The 21,723-nt window shown below is 71.8% G+C and carries 17 protein-coding genes and 1 pseudogene; 14 read left to right on the forward strand and 4 right to left on the reverse strand.

The genetic code is table 11. From position 1 onward, the window contains the following. Nucleotides 1-39: 39 nt before the first annotated feature. From AC30N0_RS03830 to AC30N0_RS03855, 6 genes are read left to right on the forward strand one after another with little or no spacing between them, the layout of a single operon-like run. Entirely contained in the window at nt 40-1,008 is a 969-nt protein-coding gene (locus AC30N0_RS03830; RefSeq protein WP_489516624.1) for an AAA family ATPase, read from the forward strand. Next, nucleotides 1,005-2,051: a Bug family tripartite tricarboxylate transporter substrate binding protein gene (locus AC30N0_RS03835; RefSeq protein ID WP_489516608.1), complete on the forward strand. Its 1,047-nt coding sequence runs from the start codon at nt 1,005-1,007 to the stop codon at nt 2,049-2,051. Before AC30N0_RS03830 ends, AC30N0_RS03835 begins: the two co-directional genes overlap by 4 nt. 16 nt (nt 2,052-2,067) lie before the next feature. Further along, nucleotides 2,068-3,669: a gamma-glutamyltransferase family protein gene (locus AC30N0_RS03840; protein WP_489516609.1), complete on the forward strand. Its 1,602-nt coding sequence runs from the start codon at nt 2,068-2,070 to the stop codon at nt 3,667-3,669. Between the two features lie 53 nt (nt 3,670-3,722). Next, nucleotides 3,723-5,462 carry a cobaltochelatase CobT-related protein gene (locus AC30N0_RS03845; RefSeq protein ID WP_489516610.1) on the forward strand — a complete coding sequence of 580 codons (1,740 nt, stop codon included), beginning with the start codon at nt 3,723-3,725 and terminating at the stop codon, nt 5,460-5,462. Between the two features lie 51 nt (nt 5,463-5,513). Beyond that, on the forward strand, nt 5,514-6,434 hold the full coding sequence (locus AC30N0_RS03850; RefSeq protein WP_489516611.1) for an NAD(P)-dependent oxidoreductase: 921 nt from the start codon (nt 5,514-5,516) through the stop codon (nt 6,432-6,434). A 39-nt stretch (nt 6,435-6,473) separates the two neighbouring features. Then, nucleotides 6,474-7,655, forward strand: a complete 1,182-nt coding sequence (locus tag AC30N0_RS03855) for an endonuclease/exonuclease/phosphatase family protein (RefSeq protein ID WP_489516612.1) — start codon at nt 6,474-6,476, stop codon at nt 7,653-7,655. 124 nt (nt 7,656-7,779) lie between these two features. Here the strand turns inward: AC30N0_RS03855 and AC30N0_RS03860 are convergent. Continuing rightward, a pseudogene (locus AC30N0_RS03860) lies at nt 7,780-8,484 on the reverse strand (aminotransferase class III-fold pyridoxal phosphate-dependent enzyme); the annotation flags it as partial. A gap of 43 nt (nt 8,485-8,527) precedes the next feature. Here AC30N0_RS03860 and AC30N0_RS03865 point away from each other — a divergent pair. Genes AC30N0_RS03865 through AC30N0_RS03880 form a run of 4 tightly spaced genes read left to right on the forward strand, consistent with a single transcriptional unit; the run spans nt 8,528 to nt 13,252 of the window. Beyond that, entirely contained in the window at nt 8,528-9,328 is an 801-nt protein-coding gene (locus AC30N0_RS03865; RefSeq protein ID WP_489516613.1) for an IclR family transcriptional regulator, read from the forward strand. After that, nucleotides 9,325-10,305: a tripartite tricarboxylate transporter substrate binding protein gene (locus AC30N0_RS03870; RefSeq protein ID WP_489516614.1), complete on the forward strand. Its 981-nt coding sequence runs from the start codon at nt 9,325-9,327 to the stop codon at nt 10,303-10,305. Before AC30N0_RS03865 ends, AC30N0_RS03870 begins: the two co-directional genes overlap by 4 nt. Before the next feature lie 2 nt (nt 10,306-10,307). After that, nucleotides 10,308-11,735: an acylating sulfoacetaldehyde dehydrogenase gene (gene sauS / locus AC30N0_RS03875; protein WP_489516615.1), complete on the forward strand. Its 1,428-nt coding sequence runs from the start codon at nt 10,308-10,310 to the stop codon at nt 11,733-11,735. Next, on the forward strand, nt 11,732-13,252 hold the full coding sequence (locus tag AC30N0_RS03880) for an AMP-binding protein (RefSeq protein ID WP_489516616.1): 1,521 nt from the start codon (nt 11,732-11,734) through the stop codon (nt 13,250-13,252). Before sauS ends, AC30N0_RS03880 begins: the two co-directional genes overlap by 4 nt. A gap of 31 nt (nt 13,253-13,283) precedes the next feature. On the opposite strand, the gene AC30N0_RS03885 is transcribed toward AC30N0_RS03880, so the two are convergent. Then, the gene (locus AC30N0_RS03885; protein ID WP_489516617.1) at nt 13,284-14,267 is read right to left on the reverse strand and encodes a YihY/virulence factor BrkB family protein; all 984 of its coding nucleotides are present in this window, start codon (nt 14,265-14,267) and stop codon (nt 13,284-13,286) included. 96 nt (nt 14,268-14,363) lie between these two features. Between AC30N0_RS03885 and AC30N0_RS03890 the strand changes: the two genes are divergently transcribed. After that, a complete protein-coding gene (locus AC30N0_RS03890) occupies nt 14,364-14,816 on the forward strand; it encodes a CHRD domain-containing protein (protein WP_489516618.1) in 453 nt (150 codons plus the stop codon). Between the two features lie 73 nt (nt 14,817-14,889). Here AC30N0_RS03890 and AC30N0_RS03895 read toward each other — a convergent pair whose 3' ends face one another. Both AC30N0_RS03895 and AC30N0_RS03900 read right to left on the reverse strand, forming a co-directional pair. Further along, entirely contained in the window at nt 14,890-16,656 is a 1,767-nt protein-coding gene (locus AC30N0_RS03895) for an acetate--CoA ligase (RefSeq protein ID WP_489516619.1), read from the reverse strand. Continuing rightward, the gene (locus tag AC30N0_RS03900; RefSeq protein WP_489516620.1) at nt 16,649-17,167 is read right to left on the reverse strand and encodes a GNAT family N-acetyltransferase; all 519 of its coding nucleotides are present in this window, start codon (nt 17,165-17,167) and stop codon (nt 16,649-16,651) included. Before AC30N0_RS03900 ends, AC30N0_RS03895 begins: the two co-directional genes overlap by 8 nt. A 41-nt stretch (nt 17,168-17,208) precedes the next feature. Here AC30N0_RS03900 and AC30N0_RS03905 point away from each other — a divergent pair, with 41 nt between their 5' ends. From AC30N0_RS03905 to pepN, 3 genes are all read left to right on the forward strand, one after another. Beyond that, nucleotides 17,209-18,144, forward strand: a complete 936-nt coding sequence (locus AC30N0_RS03905) for an alpha/beta fold hydrolase (RefSeq protein ID WP_489516621.1) — start codon at nt 17,209-17,211, stop codon at nt 18,142-18,144. 10 nt (nt 18,145-18,154) lie between these two features. Further along, a protein-coding gene (gene prfB, locus AC30N0_RS03910; RefSeq protein ID WP_489516622.1) for a peptide chain release factor 2 occupies nt 18,155-19,259 on the forward strand; the annotation gives its coding sequence in 2 pieces (ribosomal slippage) (nt 18,155-18,235 and nt 18,237-19,259; 1,104 coding nt in all). Between the two features lie 43 nt (nt 19,260-19,302). Beyond that, nucleotides 19,303-21,723: aminopeptidase N (pepN, locus tag AC30N0_RS03915; RefSeq protein WP_489516623.1), on the forward strand; the 2,421-nt coding region annotated here is incomplete at its 3' end.

A 21,723-nucleotide genomic window follows, 5' to 3' on the forward strand; every position in this document is an offset into this window, starting at 1 on the left:
CGCGGCGTTGCGCGCACCGGCCGCGAAGGCACGCGCCTGATGGTGCGCCCGCTGGCCGAGCTGCGGCCCGAGCGTCGGGTCGGCGTGCGCGAGCTGTTCGGCATCGACAGCGACCTCGTCGTCCCGGCCTTCGCCGAGCGCGACGAGCATGTGCCCGACGTCGACTCCGCCTACCGCTTCAACCGCGACGTCACCCTGGCCCTCCTCGCAGGCTTCGCGCAGAACCGCCGCGTCCTGGTCCAGGGCCTGCACGGCAGCGGCAAGTCGACGCATGTCGAGCAGGTCGCGGCGCGCCTGAACTGGCCCTGCGTGCGCGTCAACCTCGACGGCCACCTGAGCCGGCTCGACCTCATCGGCCGCGACGCCATCGTGCTGCGCGACGGACTGCAGGTCACCGAGTTCCAGGAAGGCATCCTGCCGTGGTCGCTGCAGCGCCCGGTGGCGCTCGTCTTCGACGAGTACGACGCCGGCCGCCCCGACGTGATGTTCGTGCTGCAGCGCGTCCTAGAGGAAGGCGGCAAGCTGACCCTCATGGACCAGAGCCGCGTCCTCACGCCGCACCCGTTCTTCCGCCTCTTCGCTACCGCCAACACGATCGGCCTGGGCAACCTGAACGGCCTGTACCACGGCGCGCAGCGCCTCAACCACGCGCAGATCGACCGCTGGAACATCGTCGCCGCGCTGAACTACCTGCCGGCCGACGAAGAGATCGCGATCGTGCAGGCGCGCGTGCCGGCCTTGGCCGACGCCGCCGGGCACGAGCTGGCCGGCCGCATGGTCGCGGTCGCGGCGCTCACGCGCAAGGGCTTCGCCGCGGGCGACCTGTCGACGCTGATGTCGCCTCGCACCGTCATCGCCTGGGCCGAGAACCTCGGCATCTTCAGGGACTTCGACCTGGCGTTTCGCCTGTCGTTCGTCAACAAGTGCGACGATGCCGAGCGGCCCATCGTGGCGGAGTACTTCCAGCGCTGCTTCGACCGCGAGCTCGACCTGCCGAGGACCCCATGACTGCCGTGACCCGTTCCGCCTCTTGCGACCGCTCCGACGACGCCTCCGACCGCCGCGAGCCAGCGACGCCGTCGCGCCGCAGGGCCCTGGCCTGGGCCGCGGCCGGGCTCGTTCCGCTCGGCTGGACGGGCCTGGTTCAGGCGCAGGCCTACCCGGCCAAGCCGCTCAACATGATCATCGCCTTCCCGCCCGCCGGCGCCACCGACATCCTGGCCCGCGCCATCGCGCAGCGCCTCGGCGCGCGGCTCGGCCAGCAGGTCAACGTCGAGAACCGTCCCGGCGCGGGCGGCGTGATCGGCGTCGAGGCGGGGGCCAAGGCCACGGCCGACGGCTACAACCTGTTCCTCTCGGCCCTCACCAACCAGGTGATCGCCGGCCACCTGTACGGAACGACGCGCGGCGACATCGGCCGCGACTTCGAGCCGGTCTCGCTGCTCGCCAACGCGCCGCACGTGCTCAACGTCCATCCCTCGGTGCCGGCCAAGAACCTGGCCGAGTTCGTCGCCTGGCTGAAGGCGAACGACGGCAAGGTGAACTACGCGTCGCAGGGCAACGGCACGCTGTCGCACCTCGAGTCCGAGATGCTGCTGCAGCGGATCGGCGCCACCGCCGTGCACGTGCCGTACAAGGGCAGCTCGCAGGCGCTGCCCGACCTGCTCGCCGGCAGCGTCTCGTTCATGTTCGACAGCATCGCCGCGTCGATGGTCCACGTGAAGGCGGGCAAGCTCCGCTCGCTCGCCGTCGCGGCGAGCCAGCGCGTGCCGGCGATCCCCGACCTCCCCACGGTCGCCGAAGGCGGCGTCGCCGGCTACGACGCGGACAACTGGTTCGGCCTGTTCGTGCCCAAGGGAACGCCGGCCGCGGCCACCGCCCGCCTCAACGAGGAGATGGTGAAGGTGCTCGCCGATCCCGAGCTCGGCGCGCTCCTCGTCCAGCAGGGCTACGTCGTCGCCTACGGGCCGGCGCGCCGCCTTTCCGAGGTGACCGCGGCCGAGATCCAGAAGTGGGGCGCCGTCGTCAAGGCTGCCAACATCAAGATCTGAGCACGGGCATCGAAGCATGAACGGCCACTATTCGCACCGCTCCGGCCGCCAGCCGGTCCTCGCCCGCAACGTCGTCGCGACCTCGCAGCCGCTCGCCTCGCAGGCCGGCGCCGGCGCCTTCGCGCGCGGCGGCAACGCCGTCGACGCCGCGCTCGCGGCGGCGATCACGCTCACCGTCGTCGAGCCGACGATGAACGGCATCGGCGGCGACGCCTTCGCCCTGGTCTGGGAAAACGGCTCGCTGCAAGGCCTGAACGCGTCCGGCAGGGCACCGGCGGCCTGGACCCCGAAGCGCTTCGCCGGCCAGGCGCAGATGCCGACGCTCGGCTGGGACAGCGTCACCGTGCCCGGCGCGGTGTCGGCGTGGGTGGCGCTTTCGGAGCGCTACGGCAAGCTGCCCTTCGCGGACCTCTTCGCCGACGCGATCCGCCATGCGCGCGACGGCTTCCCGGTCAGCCCGGTCATCGCCCGGCAGTGGTTCGACCAGTCGAAGCAGCTGCACGACCAGCCCGGCTTCGAGGCCTTCATGCCGAACGGCCGCACGCCGCGCGCCGGCGAGCTGTGGCGCTTCGCCGACCAGGCGCGCACGCTCGAGGACATCGCCCGCACGCGGGGCGCCAGCTTCTACGAAGGGCGGCTGGCCGAGGCCATGGTCCGCTTCTCCGGCACGCACGGCGGCGCTCTGTCCGCCGCGGACCTGCGCGAGCACCGCTGCGACTGGGTCGAGCCGATCGAGGTCGGCTTTCGCAGCCACACGGTGCACGAGATTCCGCCGAACGGGCAAGGCATCGCCGCCCTGATGGCGCTCGGCCTGCTCGAGGAGCTGCCCTACGCCGACACGGCACCGGGAAGCGCGGCACGCATGCACCTCGAGATCGAGGCCATGCGCATGGCCTTCGCCGACCTGCACGCGCACGTCGCCGACCCGGCGCACATGCGCGCCACGCCTGCGCAGCTGCTCGACCGTGGCTACCTGCGCCAGCGCGCGAAGGGCATCGATCCGCAGCGCGCCGGCACGCACGGCGCCGGGCAGCCGGCATCGGGCGGCACCGTCTACCTGTGCACGGCCGACGCGGAGGGGCGGATGGTTTCGTACATCCAGTCCAACTACAAGGGCTTCGGATCGGGCGTCGTCGTCCCCGGGACCGGCATCGCGATGCACAACCGCGGCTTCGGCTTCGTCACCACGCCCGGCCACCCGAACGAGGTCGGCGGCGGCAAGCGGCCGCTGCACAGCATCATTCCCGCGTTCATGACGAAGGCCGGCAAACCGGCGATGGCCTTCGGCGTGATGGGCGGCAACATGCAGGCGCAGGGACACGCCCAGATGGTCCTGCGCCGCGTCGTCGAGGGCCTCGATCCGCAGGCCTGCGCCGACGCGCCGCGCTGGCGCATCGACGACACCGGCGCCCTGATCGTCGAGCCCGCGGTTCCGGCGTCGGTCGTCGACGGACTCGTCGCGATGGGGCACCGGCCGCGCGTCATGCCGACGGACAACCTCGACTTCGGCAGCGCCCAGATCGCGGTGCGCCTCGACGCCGACCTGGTCGGCGGCGACGAACCGGTCTACGCCGCGGGCTCCGACCACCGCCGCGACGGCCAGGCCGTCGGCAGGTGACCTCGGGCGGCGCCTCGGGTCCGTTCGCGGATCCGGCCGCTCGCGCCGGTCCGGTGGACGCGCCGGGCGCCTCGGTCCAGGCCCGCGCCCGGCGCCAGCAGCAGGTCGAGGAGCTCTGCGCCGCATCGATCCGCGCCGTCGCCGGCGAGGCCGACCTGCACTTCCGCGGCCGGCGCCTGCACCGCGGCCGGCGCGCCCTGCCGCTCTACGCGCCGCACCTGCACCCCGACCTCGAGCGCGACGACTTCGCCTCGTTCCGCGGCGCCGCCGACGGCCTGGCCCTGCGCCTGTCCCTCTCCGACGCCGCCCTGCATGCGGCGCTGGCGCCGGCCGACGCGGTCGAACGATCGATCTTCGACCTGCTCGAGCAGTACCGCGTCGAGGCGCTCGTGCCACCGGCGTGGCCGGGCGTCCGGCGCAACCTGCGCCATCGCCACGAGGCCTGGTCGGCCGGCTACCACCGGGCCGGCCTCGCCGACACCGCGCGCGGCCTGCTCGTCTACACCGTGGCGCAGGTCTGCCGCGCCCGCGTCACCGGCGATCCGGTGCTCGAGGACACCGAGGACCTGCTGGAAGCGACGCGCGCCGCGCTCGCGCCCGCGCTCGGCCAGGGCCTGGCCGGGCTGCGCCGCGAGCGCGCCGACCAGGCCGCCTACGCGCAGCACGCCCTGGTGATCGCCCGGCTGATCGGCGCCATGCTGAAGGCGGAGGGCGCCGAGCCGGGCCAGGACCCGGACGGGCGCGACGCCGACCTCGACGCGGCGCGCTCGGTGTTCGGCCTCATCCTCGAACACGAGGGCGACGCCAACGAGCGCTTCGCGATCGCCGTCTCCGGCACCAGCCGCGTCCTCGGCGAGGCCGCCGCCGGCTACCGCGTCTTCACCACGGCCTATGACCGCGAGCACATGGCCACGACGCTGGCCCGTCGCGCCGTGCTCGATGAGTACCGGGAGCGCCTCGACCGTCGCATCGCCGAGCGCGGCATCCACGGGACCCGGCTCGCGCGCGAACTGCGCGCCCTGCTGGCCGTGCCCGCGGTGGACGGCTGGGACGACGGCAAGGAGGAAGGCCGCATCGACGGCCGCCGCCTCGCCCGGCTCGTCGCCTCGCCGACCGAGCGGCGGCTCTTCCGCAGCGAGCGCGTCGAGCCGGTCGCCGACTGCGCCCTCGCCTTCCTCGTCGACTGCTCGGGCTCGATGAAGGCGCACATCGACGACGTCGCGGTGCTGCTCGACGTCTTCGCGCGCGCGCTCGAGCAGGCCGGCGCCGCCGGCGAGATCCTCGGCTTCACGACCGAGGCCTGGAACGGCGGCCGGGCCCAGCGCGACTGGGTCCGCGCCGGCCGGCCGGCGGCGCCGGGCCGCCTCAACGAGCGCAGCCACATCGTCTTCAAGCCGTTCGAGCTCGGCTGGCGGCGGGCCCGCCCGGGCATCGCCGCGCTGCTCAAGGCCGACCTGTTCCGCGAGGGCATCGACGGCGAAGCGGTCGAGTGGGCCTGCGCCCGGCTGCTGGCGCGGCCGGAATCGCGCCGCATCCTCGTCGTCGTCTCCGACGGCTCGCCGATGGACAGCGCCACGGCGCTGGCCAACGACGCGCACTACCTCGACCAGCACCTGGGCGAGGTCGTGCGCCGGCACGAGCAGCAGGGCCGGATCGAGATCTGCGCCATCGGCGTCGGCCTCGATCTCAGCGCCTGGTACGGCCGCAGCCTGGTGCTCGACCTCGCCGGCGGCGCCGGCAACGCGGCCTGCCGCGAGGTCCTGGACATGCTGGCCGGCCGGCACCGGCGCTAGAGCCTGCGTAGGCAGCGGCCGGTCACCGGCCGAGCGGTCAGAATGGATCGCATGCGAGCCGTCTTCGTCGACGCCACCCCCGCCCTCGAGAGCGTCGCGCGGGAGCTTCACGAGCCCGCCGATGCCAGGCTGGCCATCGCCTTCGGTCGCGCCGACATCCGGCCCGAGGAACTGCCCGAGGCGCTCGGCGGCGCCCAGATCGCGGTCATCGACCACACCGCGCTGCCGCTCGACATCGCGCGACGCTGCACCGGGCTGCGCCACGTCGTCTTCCTCGGCACCGGCGCGCGCAGCTACATGGATCCGGAAGCGCTCGCCGGCCTCGGCATCGGCGTGCACGTCATCAAGGGCTACGGCGACACCGCCGTCGCCGAGTGCGCGATGGGGCTCCTCTTCGCTGCGGCCAAGGGGGTGGCGCGCATGGACGGCGCGATGCGCGCCGGCCGATGGCTGCGCACCGAAGGCGTCCAGCTCACCGGCAAGACGCTCGGGTTGATCGGCTTCGGCGGCATCGGCGCCGAGATGGCGCGGCTCGCCAACGGCATCGGCATGAAGGTGCTGGCTTGGAACCGGACGGCGCGCGCCTGCGCCGGCGTCGAGTTCGTCGCCGTCGGGCGGCTCCTCGCCGAGAGCGACGCGGTCTCGCTGCACCTGCTGCTCGACGCGCAGACGCGCGGCTTCCTGTCGCGGGAGCGCATCGCCTCGATGCGGCCGGGCGCGCTCCTCGTCAACACGGCGCGCGGCGCCCTCGTCGACGAGGCGGCGATGGTCGAGGCGCTGCGCTCCGGCCGGATCAGCCACGCCGGTCTCGACGTCTTCGAGATCGAGCCGCTGCCGCCCGGCCATGTGCTGACGACGCTGGACAACGTCACCCTGTCCGCGCACTCGGCATTTCGCACGCCCGAGGCGAACACGAACCTGGTCGCCGCGGCGTTCGGGCACTGCCGGCGCATCGTCGCGCAGGAACACTGACGGGCGCGCAACCGACCCGCGGCGCGAAGGAAACAGCCCATGTCGAACCAGTACGCAGGCCTGCGCCGCGCGATGGCCAGGGAAAAAGGCGCCGCACCGCGCTGCGCGGAGAGGCTGCTGGCGATGCGGGAAAGGCTCGCGCCGCTGCGCAAGCGCCGCAGCGACTCGTCGCTGCTCCTGGCGACCTGGAACATCCGCGACTTCGACTCGAACAGGTTCGGCTTCGGGCCGCGCCGCCCCGAGACCTTCTACTACCTCGCGGAGATGATCGCCTGCTTCGACCTCGTCGCGCTGCAGGAGGTGAGCCGCGACCTGCGCGCGCTAGAGACGCTGATGCGCATCCTCGGCCGCGAGTGGGACTGGATCGCCACCGACACCACCGAAGGCTCCGGCGGCAACGGCGAGCGTATGGCCTTCATCTACAACACCGAGAAGGTCTGGTTCCGCAGGATCGCCGGCGAGATCGTCCTGCCCGAGGGCCAGCTCGTCGTGTCTCCGAAGAGCGTCAAGCCGCCCAAGTACCAGCCGAAGCCCGACGGCGGACCCACCGCGACGGCCGCGCCGTTGCCGGCCAGCCCCGCCGAGGCGAAGCAGCAGTTTGCGCGCAGTCCGTTCCTCGTCGCCTTCCAGTCCGGCTGGTTCCGCTTCAGCCTGTGCACCGTCCACATCTACTACGGGGCGGCGTCGGGCGCGGCGCTGAAGCGGCGCATCGCCGAGATCGAGAGGCTGGTCCACTTCTTCGCCGACCGGCAGGACAACGCGAGCCAGCAGGAAAAGGACAGCAGCGGCGAAGTCGAGAACTACATCCTGCTCGGCGACTTCAACGTCGTGAGCCCGGAGCACAGGACGATGGCGGCGCTGAAGAGCGAGGGCTTCACCGTGCCGGCGGCGATCGACGGACGCACGGTCCGCCGCGACGGTTCGCACTTCTACGACCAGATCGCCGTGCGGGTGAAGGACAAGCGCTTCAAGGTCGTCGGCGGCGGCATGGTCGACCTGTTCGCCGACGTGTTCCGCGACAACGCCGAGGACCGGGCCATCTACGCTGGCCACGTGCCGAAGAAGGACCCCGAGCAGGGCACGGCGGGCAAGGCCACGACGCCGGAGGCGCTCTACCTGAAGTGGCGGACCTGGCAGATGTCCGACCACTCGCCGCTCTGGATCGAGATCGAGACCGACTTCGCCGACAGCTACCTGGGCGAGATGGTCGCCGCCGGCTGAGCCGGCTCCGTGCGTCGGCCGCGCACGGCGCCGGGTCGTCGCGCTGCCGGCCGAGCTCGGCCGGACCGAGGCCGGTGAGGGCCTCGTCGCACGCCGACGCGAGGCCGCCGGCCGCGCGGACGCGCTCGGCGGCCCCGGCAAGGTAGCCCGGCGGCATCTCGACGATGCCGCCGTAGCCCTGCGTCGGCTCGACGATCATCGCCGCCGGCTCGCCCGAGGTGCCGCTGCCGATGGCGCGCGTCAGCTCGGCGAGGTAAGGGGCGGCCTCGGCGCCGAAGGGGTCGCGGTAGGGATGCAGCGCGATGACGTCGACGAAGCCCGGCGCCGGCGGCAGCGGCTGCCGCGCGGCGCCGATCCCGGTCGCCGCCATCGCCGTGAAGTGCATGCCGTGGTACGCGTCGCGCAGCGTCAGCACCTCGAAGCGGCCGAGCGGCAGGAGCTCGCTAACGGGCGGCGCGCCCCGATGCGGTGAACCGGATCCGGCTTCATGCGACGGGCTAGCGCTGCGGCATGTCCGCGGCGCCGTAACCGAGGCTGACCGTCGCGTCGGCAGGGGATCGCCGGCATGCTCTCGTTCCAGGCCTCCCAGTCGGCGCATCGACGCCAGCCGCGCCGGCTCGCGCCGCGCCAGGTTGGCGCGCTCGCGTTCGTCGGCGCAGAGGTCGAAGAGATAGTCGAACGGGTGCGCCGCGTCGAAGAGGACCCCGCGCAGCGAGACGCCGTCGAGCGGGTAGGCGGGGTCGGGCTCGGCGGACAGCGGCGGCCCGGGGACGCCGGCTCGGGTGGAGTACCGTTGACACGCCGGACCGCCACGCCTAAAGTTCCACATGCTCGAACTCTGTTCCTAATACTGGAACGACCACCGCCGCTCGATGGACTCCACTCTCGCCAAGGGCCTCGACGTGCTCGAGTGGCTGGCCCGCGAACAACGCGACTGTCGCGTCGTCGACGTCTCTCGTGCCTTCGGCATCGCCCGCAGCAACGCGCACCGGACGCTGCAGACGCTCGTCGAGCGCGGCTGGGCGGAGCAGGACGCCGCCTCCAGCGCCTACCGGCCGAGCCTGCGCCTGTTCGAGCTGGGCGCCCTGGTCGGCGCGGCCAGCAACGCGACGACGATCGTCCGGCCGCTGCTGGCCCGGCTCTCGGTCGACACCGGCGAGACGATCCACCTGGCCACGCTCGACGGCGCCGAGATCGTCTACCTCGACAAGTTCGACAGCCCGTTGCCCGTGGCCGCCTACTCGCGCATCGGCGGCCGCGCGCCGGCAGCCTGCGTGGCATCGGGCAAGGCCCTGCTCGCAGCCGCCCGCCTCGACCGCGTCGCGCTCGAATCGCGCCTCGGCAAGCTCGAAGCGCACACGCCGAACAGCATCGTCCACTTCGACGTGCTCGCTGCCGAGCTCGAGCGCACGCAGCTGCGCGGCTATGCCGAGAACCGCGAGGAATGGCGGCTCGGCGTCTGCGGCCTCGGCGCGCCGCTCTTCAACGCCCGCGGCGAGCCGGTCCTCGCGGTGGGCATGAGCGTGCCGTCGATCCGCTTCGGCCGGGCCCAGGCCAGGGCCCTGGCCGACAAGCTCCTCGCCTGCGCCGGAGACGCCAGTACCCGCCTCGGCTTTCGCACCGGCGGAAGCGTTCCCTTGCAGCCTCGAACAACGACCCGGAGACAACGATGACCCTTCTCTCTTCCCGCCGCGCCGCCCTGCTGGCGCTCGCCGGCGCCTGCCTCGCGCCCCTGGCCGTGCAGGCGCAGGCCGCCTACCCCGACAAGCCGATCCGCTTCATCGTCCCCTACCCGCCCGGCGGCGGCACCGACGTCATCGCCCGCATCGTCCAGGAGAAATTCCAGCAGACGCTCGGCCAGCCGATCGTCATCGAAAACCGCGGCGGCGCCGCCGGCTCGCTGGGCAGCGACCTCGCCGCAAAGGCGGCGCCCGACGGCTACACCGTTCTCTTCACGCTCAGTTCGCACACCATCAACCCGGCGATCTATCCGAAGCTGCCGTTCAACACCGTCAAGGACTTCGAGCCGATCGGCACCGTCGCCTCGCTGCCGCAGATCCTGGTCGCCAACCTGCAGTTCCCGGCCAACAACGTGGCGGAGCTGACGGCGATCGCCAGGGCCAAGCCGGGCACCCTCTCGTTCGCGTCCGTGGGCAATGGCTCGCCGGGCCACCTTGCCGGCGAGCTCTACAAGCTGCGCACCGGCACCCAGCTCACCCACGTGCCGTACCGCGGCGGCGGCCCGGCCGTTACCGACGTCATGGGCGGCCAGGTGCCGCTGCTCTGGGTCTCGATCCCGGCGGCGGCGCAGTTCGTCAAGACCGGCAAGCTGAAGGCGCTGGCCGTGTCGACGACCAAGCGCAGCGCCGCCTTCCCCGACGTGCCGACGATGCAGGAGGCCGGCGTGGCCGACTTCGAGGTCGACTCCTGGTACGCCATGTTCGTGCCGGCGAAGACGCCGAAGCCGATCATCGAGAAGCTCAACAAGGCGCTCAACACCGTCGTCCAGCAGCCCGACATCAAGGAGAAGCTTCTCGCCCAGGGCAGCGAAGGCGTCGGCGGCACGCCCGAGGCGCTCGGCAAGACGGTCGACGCGGAGCTCGCGCGCTGGGGCAAGCTCGTCAAGGACGCCAACATCAAGCCGGAGTAGCCATGGACGCCGACCCCGCCGTCGCCCGCCTCGTCGCCCGCGCCCGCGCGGCGCAACGGTCCTTCGAGCGCTGGCCGCAGGAGCGCGTCGACGCGGCGGTCGCGGCGGCCGGCTGGGCCATCGTCGAGCCTGGCCGCAACCGGGCGCTCGCCGAGCTCGCGGTCGAGGCGACCGGCATCGGCAACGTCGAGGACAAGGTCCGCAAGAACCAGCGCAAGACCTTCGGCCTGCTGCGCGACCTGCACGGCGCGAAGTCGGTCGGCGTCATCGCCGAGGACGCAGCCAGGGGCATCGTCGAAATCGCCCGCCCGGTCGGCGTGGTCTGCGCCATCACGCCGTCGACCAACCCGGCGGCGACGCCGGCCAACAAGATCATCAACGCGCTGAAGGGCCGCAACGCCGTCGTCGTCGCGCCGTCTCCGAAGGGCTGGAGCACCTGCGCGCGGCTGGTCGAGTTCATCGACGCGCAGCTGGCCCGGGTCGGCGCGCCGGAGGGACTCGTCCAGCTGCTGCCGGCGCCCGTCACCAAGCAGTCGACGGCCGAACTGATGCGCCTCTCGGACCTCGTCGTCGCCACCGGCTCGCAAGCCAACGTGCGCGCCGCCTACGCCAGCGGCACGCCGGCGTTCGGCGTCGGCGCCGGCAACGTCGCCGGCATCGTCGACGAGACCGCCGACGTGAGTGCGGCGGCCGAGCGCATCCTGCGCTCGAAGAGCTTCGACAACGCGACCAGCTGCTCGTCGGAGAACAGCCTGGTGGTGGTGGAATCCGTCCGCGCGGCGCTGATCGCGGCCCTCGAGTCGGGCGGCGCGGTGCTGCTCGATGGCGGGCGCAAGGATGCGCTCGCCGGCTTGATGTGGCACGACGGCAAGCTTTCGCCCGCCGTGATCGGCCAGAGCGCGGCGGAGATCGCCCGCCGTGCCGCCGCGATCGACCCGGGCGCGCGCAACGCCTGGGCCGCGATCGCCGAGCGGCAGCCGCGCGTCCTCCTCGTCGACGAGAGCGGGGTCGGCGACGAGCATCCGTACTCGGGCGAGAAGCTGTCGCCGGTGCTGGCGCTCTACACCGTGCCCGACTTCGGGGCGGCGGCGGCGCTGGTCGAGCGCATCTATGCCTACCAGGGCGCGGGCCACTCGGTCGGCCTGAACACGGCCCGCGAGGAGCGCGCGCTCGAGCTCGGCCTGCGCCTGCCGGTGGCCCGGGTCATCGTCAACCAAGCGCACGCCATCGCCACCGGCGGCAGCTTCGACAACGGGCTGCCGTTCTCGCTGTCGATGGGCTGCGGCACCTGGGGCCGGAACAACTTTTCCGACAACATGAACTACCGGCACTACCTCAACATCACGCGGGTGTCGCGGCCGATCCCGGAACGGATCCCGAGCGAGGACGGGATCTTCGGCGCCTACTTCGGCCAGTACGGCAAGGCATGACGCTGCCGGCGAGCTCGGTGCATGCGCTCGTCGAGCGCGCCGCCGAACGGCATCCCGAGGCCACCTACGCCGAGAGCGCGGACGGCGGCGCGGCGCTCTCCTTTGCCGAGCTGCGCCGCTCGTGCCGCGATGTCGGGGCATGGCTCCGCGCCCGCGGCGTCGCGCCCGGCGACACGGTCTCCTTCGTGATGCCGAACGGCCTGCAGACGCTGCGGCTGCTGCTCGGCGCGATGCACGCCGGCGTCTGCGTCAACCCGGTCAACCTGCTCGCCCAGCCGGAGCAGATGCGCTACGTGCTCGACCACTCCGACTGCACGCTGGTCTTCGTCGCTCCCGAGTGGGAGGAGCACGTGCGGACGATAGCGGCAGAGATGGCCCGGCCGATCCAGGTCGTCGTCGCTGCGCCCGACGGCCCGGCCTTCATCGGCAGCGCGGCGGACGACGCGGCGAGCGGGGCGCCGGACCGGTCGGCCACGGCCCTGCTCATGTACACGTCCGGCACGACCGGCGTGCCCAAGGGAGTGATGCTGACGCACGCCAGCCTGGCCGCCAACGCCGAGGCGATCGGCGTCGAGCACGGCCTTGGGCCCGCCGACCGCGTCCTGGCCGTGCTGCCGCTCTATCACATCAACGCCTTCGTGGTGACGATGCTGGCGCCACTCGCGCACGGCGGCAGCCTCGTCGTCGCGCCGCGCTTTTCGGCGGCGCAGTTCTGGCGCCAGGCGGTCGTTTGCAGGTGCACCTGGCTCAACGTCGTGCCAACGATCATTTCCTACCTGATCGAGGGCGACGCGCCGCCGCGCGCGAGCCTGGCGCGGATCCGCTTCTGCCGGTCGGCGTCGGCGGCCCTGCCTCCCGAGCAGCACCGCGCCTTCGAGGCCAAGTTCGGGATCGGCATCGTCGAGACCATGGGCCTGACCGAGACCGCGGCGCCGGCGTTCTCGAACCCGCTCGATCCGGCCCGGCGCAGGATCGGCTCGGTCGGCCGTGCCTCCGGCGGCGAGGCGCGCGTCGTCGACGCGGCGCTCGAGCCGGTGGCGGACGGCACGACCGGCGAGATCGTCATCCGCGGCCCGCACGTCATGCGCGGTTACTCCAAGAACCCGGAGGCCACCGCCGCCAGCTTCACGCCCGACGGCTGGCTGCGCACCGGCGATCTCGGCCACCGCGACGGCGACGGCTTCTTCTTCGTCACCGGCCGCATCAAGGAGCTGATCATCAAGGGTGGCGAGAACATCGCGCCGCGCGAGATCGACGACGTGCTGATCGCCCACCCGGCGGTCCGCGAGGCCGCGGCCGTCGGCATCCCGGACCGCCACTACGGCCAGGAGATCATGGCCTGCGTGGTCCTGCGTCCCGGCAGCGCCTGCACCGAGGACGAGTTGCGCGACTTCTGCCTGGAGCGCCTCGGCCGCTACAAGGTGCCGAAGGTGATCCGCTTCGTCGCCGGCCTGCCGCGCGGCCCGTCCGGCAAGGTGCAGCGGCTCAAGCTCCTCGAGAACGGGCCCGGCAGCTGAGAGCCTCGGCGCGCGCAGCCGCGCTGCGATGTCAGCGGCGGTCGCGGGCGCGCTGCAGCGCCGCGGCGATGGAGGCGCGCGAACGCGCGACGGGGTTGGAGAGGTCGACCTCCAGGGCCGCGGCCGAGCGGGTCGGGTTCTCGGGCGCTGCGGCCGGCTCCGGCGCCGCCCGGCACGAGCCGAGCACGTGCGCATAGACCCAGGTGAACTCGGCGCCGAGCAGGAAGATCTGCGCCGAGTAGTACATCCACAGCAGGACCACGACCAGGGAGCCGGCCGCGCCAAAGCCCGAGGCGAAGCTGCTGCGGCCGATGTAGAGGCCGATCAGGAACTTGCCGATGGTGAACAGCAGCGCCGTCGCCACCGCACCCACCCAGACGTCGCGCCATGCGATGCGCACGCGCGGAATGATCTTGTAGATCATCGCGAAGGTCACCGTGACGAGGGCGAAGCTGAGCACGAAGTTCAGCACCTCGACGACGACCGGCCAGAGCGCGAAGCCGGCCACGGTGTACTTGCTGACGGCGCCGACGGCGGCGCTCGCCACCAGCGACACGGTCAGCAGGAAACCGAGGCCGAGCACCATCCCGAACGAGAGCAGGCGGGTGCGCACCAGCGACCACAGCCCCGACGCGCGGGCCCGCGCCGGCGCCCGCCAGATGCGGTCGAGCGCGTCCTGCAGCTCGCCGAAGACGGTCATGGCGCCGACGAGCAGGGTGACCACGCCGACGAGGGTGGCGAGCACGCCTTCGGCCGGCTTGTTGACGTTCTGCAGCAGGCTCTGGATCGCCGTGGCGCCGGCCTCGCCCATGAACCCGCGGAGCTCGGCGACGACCTGTCCGCGCGCCGCGTCCTCGCCGAAGACCAGGCCGGCGACGGAGACGACGATGAGCAGCAGCGGCGCGATCGAGAACAGGGTGTAGTACGCGAGCGCGGCGCCCATGCTGGGCGCGTAGTCGTCGGCCCAGGCGGCGACGGCCCGGCGGGCAATGGCATAGAGCTCGCGTGTCTTCATGGAGGCGTCGGTGCGGTGAACGCTCTATCATCGCCGCCCAGCCCAGCGCCAGCGCATCGTGCGCCTGCGCTCCTACATCCACTGCCGGAGAACACCATGATCGCTCGACGCCTCGCCCTTGCCACCCTTCTCGCCGCCGGGACGCTCGCCGCCACGGGCTGCGGCAACATGGGGTCTTCGTCCACGTCGGGCGGCGGCATGAGCGGCAGCACGATGAACATCCCGCTGTCGGGGCGCAACGAGGTGCCGCCGAACACCAGCCCGGGCACCGGCATGGGCCGGGTCGACCTCGACGGCAACGTCCTCAAGTGGACGATCACGTACTCGGGCACGACGGGTCCGGTCACCGCCGGCCACTTCCACGGCCCGGCCGCGCCGGGCGCGAACGCCGGCGTCGTCCTGCCGCTCACCGGCGGCCTGGCCAGCCCCATCACCGGCACCGCCACCCTCACGCCGGCCCAGCTGGCCGACGTGAAGGCCGGCCTCTGGTACATCAACCTGCACACCGCGGCGAATCCGGGGGGCGAGCTGCGCGGCCAGGTGAAGTAGCCGGCCGCGGCGGGCTAATTCACCCTGAGCGAAGCGAAGGACCCGCTCTTTCGCTCCACGAGGGCGCCGCCGGTCAGGCCGACCGCGGCGCCCTCGCCTTTTCTTCCTCGCGCAGGCGCAGCACGCGCCGCTGCACCTTGCCCGTCGTCGTCATCGGCATGGCGTCGATGAACTCGATCTCCTTCGGGTACTCGTAGGGAGCCAGCTTGCCGCGCACGTGTGCCTGCAGCTCGCGCTCGAGCTGCACCGACGCGACATGGCCGGGGGCCAGCACGACGAAGGCCTTGACCAGCGCCCCGCGCTCCGCGTCCGGCTTGGGGACGACGGCGGCGTTGGCGACCGCCTCGTGCTTGACGAGGCAGTTCTCGATCTCGCTCGGTCCGATCCGGTAGCCGGCGGCCTTGAAGACGTCGTCGCTGCGGCCCTGGTACCAGAGGTAGCCGTCCTCGTCCATGGTCGCGGTGTCCCCGGTGCGGCACCAGCTGTCGCCCGGATCGCCGGTGAACTTGGCCCGCGTGGCGTCGTCGCGCCGCCAGTAGCCGAGGAAGAACACCGGGTCGGGGTCGCCGTGCACATCGCGCGAATGCAGGGCGACGTCGCCCGGCGTGCCGCGCGGGCACTCGTTGCCGGCGTCGTCGATGACAGCGATGCGGTGCCCGGGGTAGGCCCGGCCCATGCTTCCCGGCCGGGCCGGCCAGTGCAGCGCGCAATTGCCGACGATGTAGTTCACCTCGGTCTGGCCGAACATCTCGTTGGGAACGACGCCGAGCTGGTCGCGGCAGTAGGCGAAGACCGCGTCGCCCACCGCCTCGCCGGCGCTCATGATGGCCTGCAGCTGCAGCCGATATCGGGTGCGCGGCGCCGGCACCGCCTTCATCATCGCCTTCAGCGCCGTCGGGAACAGGAAAGTATGCGTGACGCCGTGCCGCTCGATCAGCGCGAACGCCTTCTCCGGCACGAAGCGGCCCTGGTAGGCGACGATCTCGCGGCCGAAGTAGAGCGTCGGCCACAGCGAGTCGATGAGCCCGCCGGCCCAGGCCCAGTCTGCGGGGGACCAGAACACTGCCGTGTTCCGGTCCCCCGCAGACCGGGCGAGCCCGACAGGACGCCCACCCTTACCCGCTCCCTTTCCCTCAAGGGAAAGGGCCTGACCAGAAAAGCCGAACCAGTTCTGGCTGGCGACGAAGCCCGACAGGTTGCCGATCAGGGCCCGGTGCGGCAGCAGCGCGCCCTTCGGCGGCCCGGTCGTGCCGCTGGTGTAGATGAGCACGGCCGGATCGGCGGAAGACGTGCGCTCCGCCTGGAATCGCGCCTGTGGTTCGGCGCCGAGCATGGCGCGCCAGTCGAGGTCGCCCCGCCCCTCGGCCGCCCCGACCGCGACGATCGTTCCGAGCTTCGGACACAGCGCGCGCGCCGCGAGCACGTTGTCGATCCCGTTCTCGTCGACGATGGCCAGCGTCGCCTCGCTGTCGTTGATCCGGTACTCGAGCGCCTCGGGTCCGAACAGGAAGGACAGTGGCATCGCGATGGCGCCGAGGCGGTAGAGCGCGATGTGCGCGACCGCCGTCTCGAAGCGCTGCGGCAGGACGATGGCGACGCGGTCGCCGCGCCGCACGCCGCGCCGGCGCAGGGCCGAGGCCAGGCGGTCGGCGTCGCGGTCGAGCTCGGCGTAGGTGAAGTCGCGTCGCTCGCCGTTCTCGTGCTCGAAGCGGATCGCCACGGCCTGCGGCGTCCGGCGCGCCCAGCGCGTGCAGCAGACCTCGGCGATGTTGAAGCGGGCCGGAACATGCCAGCGAAAGCCGGCGTGCAGCTCGGCGTAGCGGTCGACGGGCTCAGGCACCCTGGGCCTTTCCGGCCCCGAACTTCTCGAGCGCCGCACCGGTCACGCGGCAGATTCGCCAGTCGGGCATGACGGTCGCGCCCATGCGCTCGTAGAAGCGGATCGCGTTGACGTTCCAGTCGAGCACGCTCCACTCGAAGCGGCCGCAGCCGCGCGCCACCGCGAGCCTCGCCAGGTGCTCGAGCAGAGACTGCCCGACGCCGCGGCCGCGCTCGGCCGGCTCGACGAACAGGTCCTCGAGGTAGAGGCCGGGCTGGGCCAGGAAGGTGGAGAAATTGGTGAAGAAGAGGGCGAAGCCGATGACCTGGCCATCGCGCTCGGCGACCAGCGCCTCCGCGGCCGGCCGCGGGCCGAAGAGGTGGGGCGCGAGAGTCTCCGGCGTCACCCGCAGGAGATGGGTGAGCTCCTCGAATTCGGCCAGGGCGCGGATCAGGCGGACGATGGCACCGACATCGCGCGGCTCGGCGGCGCGGACGGCGTGATCGGGAGGGAGGGACGAGGCTTCGGGCATGGCGCGATTCTGGCATCGGGGCTGCGCCTTACAGTGACGGCATGAGCCTTGAACCGTACGTTCCGAAGCGCCCCGCGCGCAGCCGCTTCGTCGATGCCCGCGGCCTGCGCCATCACCTGCTCGAGTGGGGCGACGCCGCTGCCGGCGGCCCCGCCCGCACGCCCCTCGTGATGCTGCACGGCTGGATGGACGTCGCTGCCTCGTTCCAGTTCGTCGTCGATGCCTTCGCCGAGGACCGCCACGTCCTCGCCCTCGACTGGCGCGGCTTCGGCCTGACCGACACGCCCGAGGCCGACACCTATTTCTTTCCCGAGTACCTGGGCGACCTCGAGGCGGTGCTCGACGCGGTCTTCGGTGCGGGACACGCGGCGGTAGACCTGCTCGGCCACAGCATGGGCGGCAACGTCGCCATGCTCTATGCCGGGGTCCGGCCCGAGCGCATCCGTCGCCTGGTCAACCTCGAGGGCTTCGGCATGCCGCGATCGAAGCCGGCCGACTCCCCCGTGCGCATCGCCAGGTGGCTGGACTCGCTGAAGACGGCGGAGCAGCTGCGTCCCTACCCGAGCCTCGAAGCCGTCGCCGCGCGGCTGCGCAAGACCAACCCGCTGCTGCGCGCCGACCGCGCCGCCTGGCTCGCCGCGCAGTGGTCCGGGCCGCACGGCAGCGACGGCAGCCGGCGCCTCCTCGCCGACCCCGACCACAAGCGGGCCAGCCCGCTCGTCGCGCAGGTCGACGAGTGGCTCGAGGCCTGGAAGCGGATCACCGCGCCGGTGCTGTGGATCGAGGGCGATCGCACCGACATCAGCATCTGGTGGGGCGACCGCTACTCGAAGGCCGAGTTCCACGAGCGGCTCGACGTCGTCCGCGACGTGCGCCGCCATGTCGTTTCGCCGGCCGGGCACATGCTCCACCACGACCGGCCCGAGGACATCGCGGCGCTGCTCGAGGCGTTCCTGTCAGAATCGCGCCCTTCCTGAGAGAGCGCACATGGACGTCGAACACATCAATGCCATCGGCAACCGGCTGGCCGACCTGACCCGTCGGACCACGGATCTTCGGGGGTATCTTTGACTACGATCGCAAAGCACTCCGACTGAACGAGGTCAACGCGGCGCTCGAGAACCCGAACGTCTGGAACGAGCCGAAGCGGGCCCAGGAGCTCGGCCGCGAAAAGCGCATGCTCGAGACGGTGGTCGGCACCATCGACCATCTGACCGCGAACCTCTCCGACAACAGCGAGCTCTACGAGATGTCGAAGGCGGACGCCGACTTCGACGGCCTGCTTGCGATCGAAGCCGATGCGGCGCGGCTGGAGAGCTCGATCGCCGAGCTCGAGTTCCGGCGCATGTTCAACAACCCGCTCGACGCGGGCAACTGCTTCATCGACATCCAGGCCGGCGCCGGCGGCACCGAAGCCTGCGACTGGGCTGCCATGCTGCTGCGCCAGTACCTGAAGTACTGCGAGAGGAAAGGCTTCAAGACCGAGGTCATGGAAGAGACCGAGGGCGACGTCGCCGGCATCCGCAGCGCGACGATCAAGGTCGAGGGCGACTACGCGTTCGGCCTGCTGCGCACCGAGACCGGCGTGCACCGGCTGGTGCGCAAGAGCCCGTTCGACTCCGCCGGCGGCCGCCACACGAGCTTCGCCAGCCTCTTCGTCTATCCGGAGGTCGACGACTCGATCGAGATCGACATCAACCCGGCCGACGTGCGGACCGACACCTTTCGCGCCTCCGGCGCCGGCGGACAGCACATCAACAAGACCGACTCCGCGGTGCGCCTCACGCACATTCCGACCAACATCGTCGTGCAGTGCCAGAACGACCGCTCGCAGCACCGCAACCGCGACGAGGCCTGGCAGATGCTGCGCTCGCGCCTCTACGAGCACGAGATGCGGATCCGCATGGCGGCCCAGCAGAAGCTCGAGGAAACCAAGACCGACGTCGGCTGGGGCCACCAGATCCGCAGCTACGTGCTCGACCAGAGCCGCATCAAGGACCTGCGCACGAACGTCGAGATCAGCAACACGCAGAAGGTGCTCGACGGCGACCTCGACCCCTTCATCGAGGCGAGCCTGAAGCAAGGCGTTTGACGCTTCCGAGCACCACCGCAACCGACCCGCCGGAGACACGCCCATGCGCGAAGGCACCGCCCCCCTGATCCGCCGCGAGGACTACGCGGCCCCGCCCTACTGGATCCGCTCGGTCGACCTGAGCTTCGACCTCGACCCGGCCAAGACGCTCGTGACCAGCCGCATGACGCTCGAGCGCAATAGCGACGTTGCGGCGGCGCCGCTCCGGCTGCACGGCGAGGCGCTGACGCTCACGCGCTGCCTCCTCGACGGCGAGTCGGTGTCGTTCCGCCACGAGGGCGGCTTCCTGGTCATCGACAACGTCCCCGCGGGCCGCTTCACGCTCGAGATCCGCAACACCTGCGCGCCCGACAGGAACACCCAGCTCTCGGGCCTCTACACCTCTGGCGGCGGCTTCTTCACGCAATGCGAGGCCGAGGGCTTCCGCCGCATCACCTACTTCCTGGATCGGCCGGACGTGATGGCCGAGTACACGGTGACGATGCGGGCCAGCAAGGCCGCCTACCCCGTCCTGCTGTCGAACGGCAACCTGGTCGAGCAGGGCGACCTTGGCAACGGCCGCCACTTCGCGCGCTGGCACGACCCTTTCCCCAAGCCGAGCTACCTCTTCGCGCTCGTCGCGGCCGACCTGGTCGCGCGCGAGCAGCACATCCGCTCGCGAGGCGGCAAGGACCACCTGCTCCAGGTCTGGGTCCGTCGCGGCGACCTCGACAAGACCGAGCACGCCATGAACTCGCTGGTCGCCTCGGTCGTCTGGGACGAGGCCCGCTTCGGGCTGCCCCTCGATCTCGAGCGCTTCATGATCGTCGCCGTCGGCGACTTCAACATGGGCGCGATGGAGAACAAGGGCCTCAACCTGTTCAACACCAAGTACGTCCTGGCCAACCCGAACACCGCAACCGACGACGACTACGCGGGCATCGAGTCGGTGGTCGGCCACGAGTACTTCCACAACTGGACCGGCAACCGCATCACCTGCCGCGACTGGTTCCAGCTGAGCCTGAAGGAGGGCCTCACCGTCTTCCGCGACCAGGAGTTCACGATGGACATGGCGGCCAGCCCGAGCGCGCGCGCAGTCAAGCGCATCGACGACGTCCGCGGCCTGCGCCAGGTCCAGTTCCCGGAGGACGCGGGCCCCATGGCCCACCCGGTGCGGCCGGACAGCTATGTGGAGATCAACAACTTCTACACCGCCACGATCTACGAGAAGGGCGCCGAGGTGGTGCGCATGATGCAGACGCTCGTCGGCCGCGACGGCTTCGCGCGCGGCATGCACCTCTACTTCGAGCGGCACGACGGCCAGGCCGTGACCTGCGACGACTTCGCGCAGGCCATCGCCGACGCCAACCCGCAGAGCGAGCTGGCGCGCCTGCTGCCGCAGTTCAAGCGCTGGTACGCGCAGGCCGGCACGCCGCGCGTCACGGCGCGCGGCCGCTACGACGCGCCCTCGCGCACCTACACGCTGGGACTCGAGCAGTCGCCGTCGCGGATCCCCGGCGCGGCGGGGCAGGAACCCTTCGTCATCCCGCTCGCGATCGGCCTCGTGGGACGCGACGGCCAGTCGCTGCCGGTGCGCCTCGAGGACGAGCCCGAGGCGGCGGCGCGGACGGAGCGGGTTCTCGTGCTCGAGCAGGCGCGGACGTTCTACACCTTCGTCGGCGTCGAGCAGCCGCCGGTGCTCTCGCTGCTGCGCGGCTTCTCGGCACCCGTGACGCTGGTCGACGGCCTCGGCGACGACGACCTGATCGTCCTCCTGCGCCACGACGCCGATCCCTTCAACCGCTGGGAAGCCGGGCAGCGCCTGGCCATGTCGCGTCTGTTGGCCATGGTGCGTGGCGACGAGGCCGGTGCTGCCCTCGGCGCGGGCTACATCGACGCCTTGCGCGACGTGCTGCGCGACCCCCGGCTCGATCCGCAGTTCAAGGAGCTCGCGCTGCTGCTGCCGAGCGAGGTCTACATCGCCGAGCAGCTCGCCAGCGTCGACCCGCAGCGCATCCACGCAGCGCGCGAGGGCCTGCGCCGCACGCTGGCGCGCGAGCTCCGTGCCGACTGGGAATGGGCGTACGAGGCGCACCAGGCGACGGGCGGCTACGCGCCGGGCGGCGTCGCTGCCGGTCGGCGTGCGCTGGCCGGCCTCGCCCTGACGATGCTCTGCATCGACGCCGCCGAGCGCGGCGAGACCGTCTGGCCCGGCCGGGCCTACCAGCGCTTCAAGGATGCCACCAACATGACCGATCGCCAGGCCGCGCTGTCGGCCCTGCTCGCCAGCGGCTCGCCGCTCGCGCGACAGGCGCTGGAGCGCTTCTACGCGATGTTCAGCAACGAGCCGCTCGTGCTCGACAAGTGGTTCTCGCTGCAGGCGACGGCGCCGGAGCGCGACGGCCAGGTCTTCGAGCGCGTCAAGTCGCTCCTGCTTCACCCTGAGTTCAGCATCGCCAACCCGAACCGCGCGCGCAGCCTGATC

It is taken from the genome of Rhizobacter sp. (assembly GCF_031412495.1).
In the GTDB taxonomy this organism is placed as follows: Bacteria; Pseudomonadota; Gammaproteobacteria; order Burkholderiales; family Burkholderiaceae_C; genus Schlegelella_A.

What these genes read in the sequence shown, in the direction of transcription:
- AC30N0_RS03835 (WP_489516608.1), top strand. Translation starts at nt 1,005, where the DNA reads ATGACTGCCGTGACCCGTTCCGCCTCTTGCGACCGCTCCGACGACGCC.
- AC30N0_RS03870 (WP_489516614.1), top strand. Translation starts at nt 9,325, where the DNA reads ATGACCCTTCTCTCTTCCCGCCGCGCCGCCCTGCTGGCGCTCGCCGGC.
- AC30N0_RS03840 (WP_489516609.1), top strand. Translation starts at nt 2,068, where the DNA reads ATGAACGGCCACTATTCGCACCGCTCCGGCCGCCAGCCGGTCCTCGCC.
- AC30N0_RS03850 (WP_489516611.1), top strand. Translation starts at nt 5,514, where the DNA reads ATGCGAGCCGTCTTCGTCGACGCCACCCCCGCCCTCGAGAGCGTCGCG.
- AC30N0_RS03900 (WP_489516620.1), bottom strand. Translation starts at nt 17,167, where the DNA reads ATGCCCGAAGCCTCGTCCCTCCCTCCCGATCACGCCGTCCGCGCCGCC.
- AC30N0_RS03865 (WP_489516613.1), top strand. Translation starts at nt 8,528, where the DNA reads ATGGACTCCACTCTCGCCAAGGGCCTCGACGTGCTCGAGTGGCTGGCC.
- AC30N0_RS03880 (WP_489516616.1), top strand. Translation starts at nt 11,732, where the DNA reads ATGACGCTGCCGGCGAGCTCGGTGCATGCGCTCGTCGAGCGCGCCGCC.
- AC30N0_RS03905 (WP_489516621.1), top strand. Translation starts at nt 17,209, where the DNA reads ATGAGCCTTGAACCGTACGTTCCGAAGCGCCCCGCGCGCAGCCGCTTC.
- AC30N0_RS03855 (WP_489516612.1), top strand. Translation starts at nt 6,474, where the DNA reads ATGTCGAACCAGTACGCAGGCCTGCGCCGCGCGATGGCCAGGGAAAAA.
- AC30N0_RS03890 (WP_489516618.1), top strand. Translation starts at nt 14,364, where the DNA reads ATGATCGCTCGACGCCTCGCCCTTGCCACCCTTCTCGCCGCCGGGACG.
- AC30N0_RS03885 (WP_489516617.1), bottom strand. Translation starts at nt 14,267, where the DNA reads ATGAAGACACGCGAGCTCTATGCCATTGCCCGCCGGGCCGTCGCCGCC.
- sauS (WP_489516615.1), top strand. Translation starts at nt 10,308, where the DNA reads ATGGACGCCGACCCCGCCGTCGCCCGCCTCGTCGCCCGCGCCCGCGCG.
- AC30N0_RS03830 (WP_489516624.1), top strand. Translation starts at nt 40, where the DNA reads ATGGTGCGCCCGCTGGCCGAGCTGCGGCCCGAGCGTCGGGTCGGCGTG.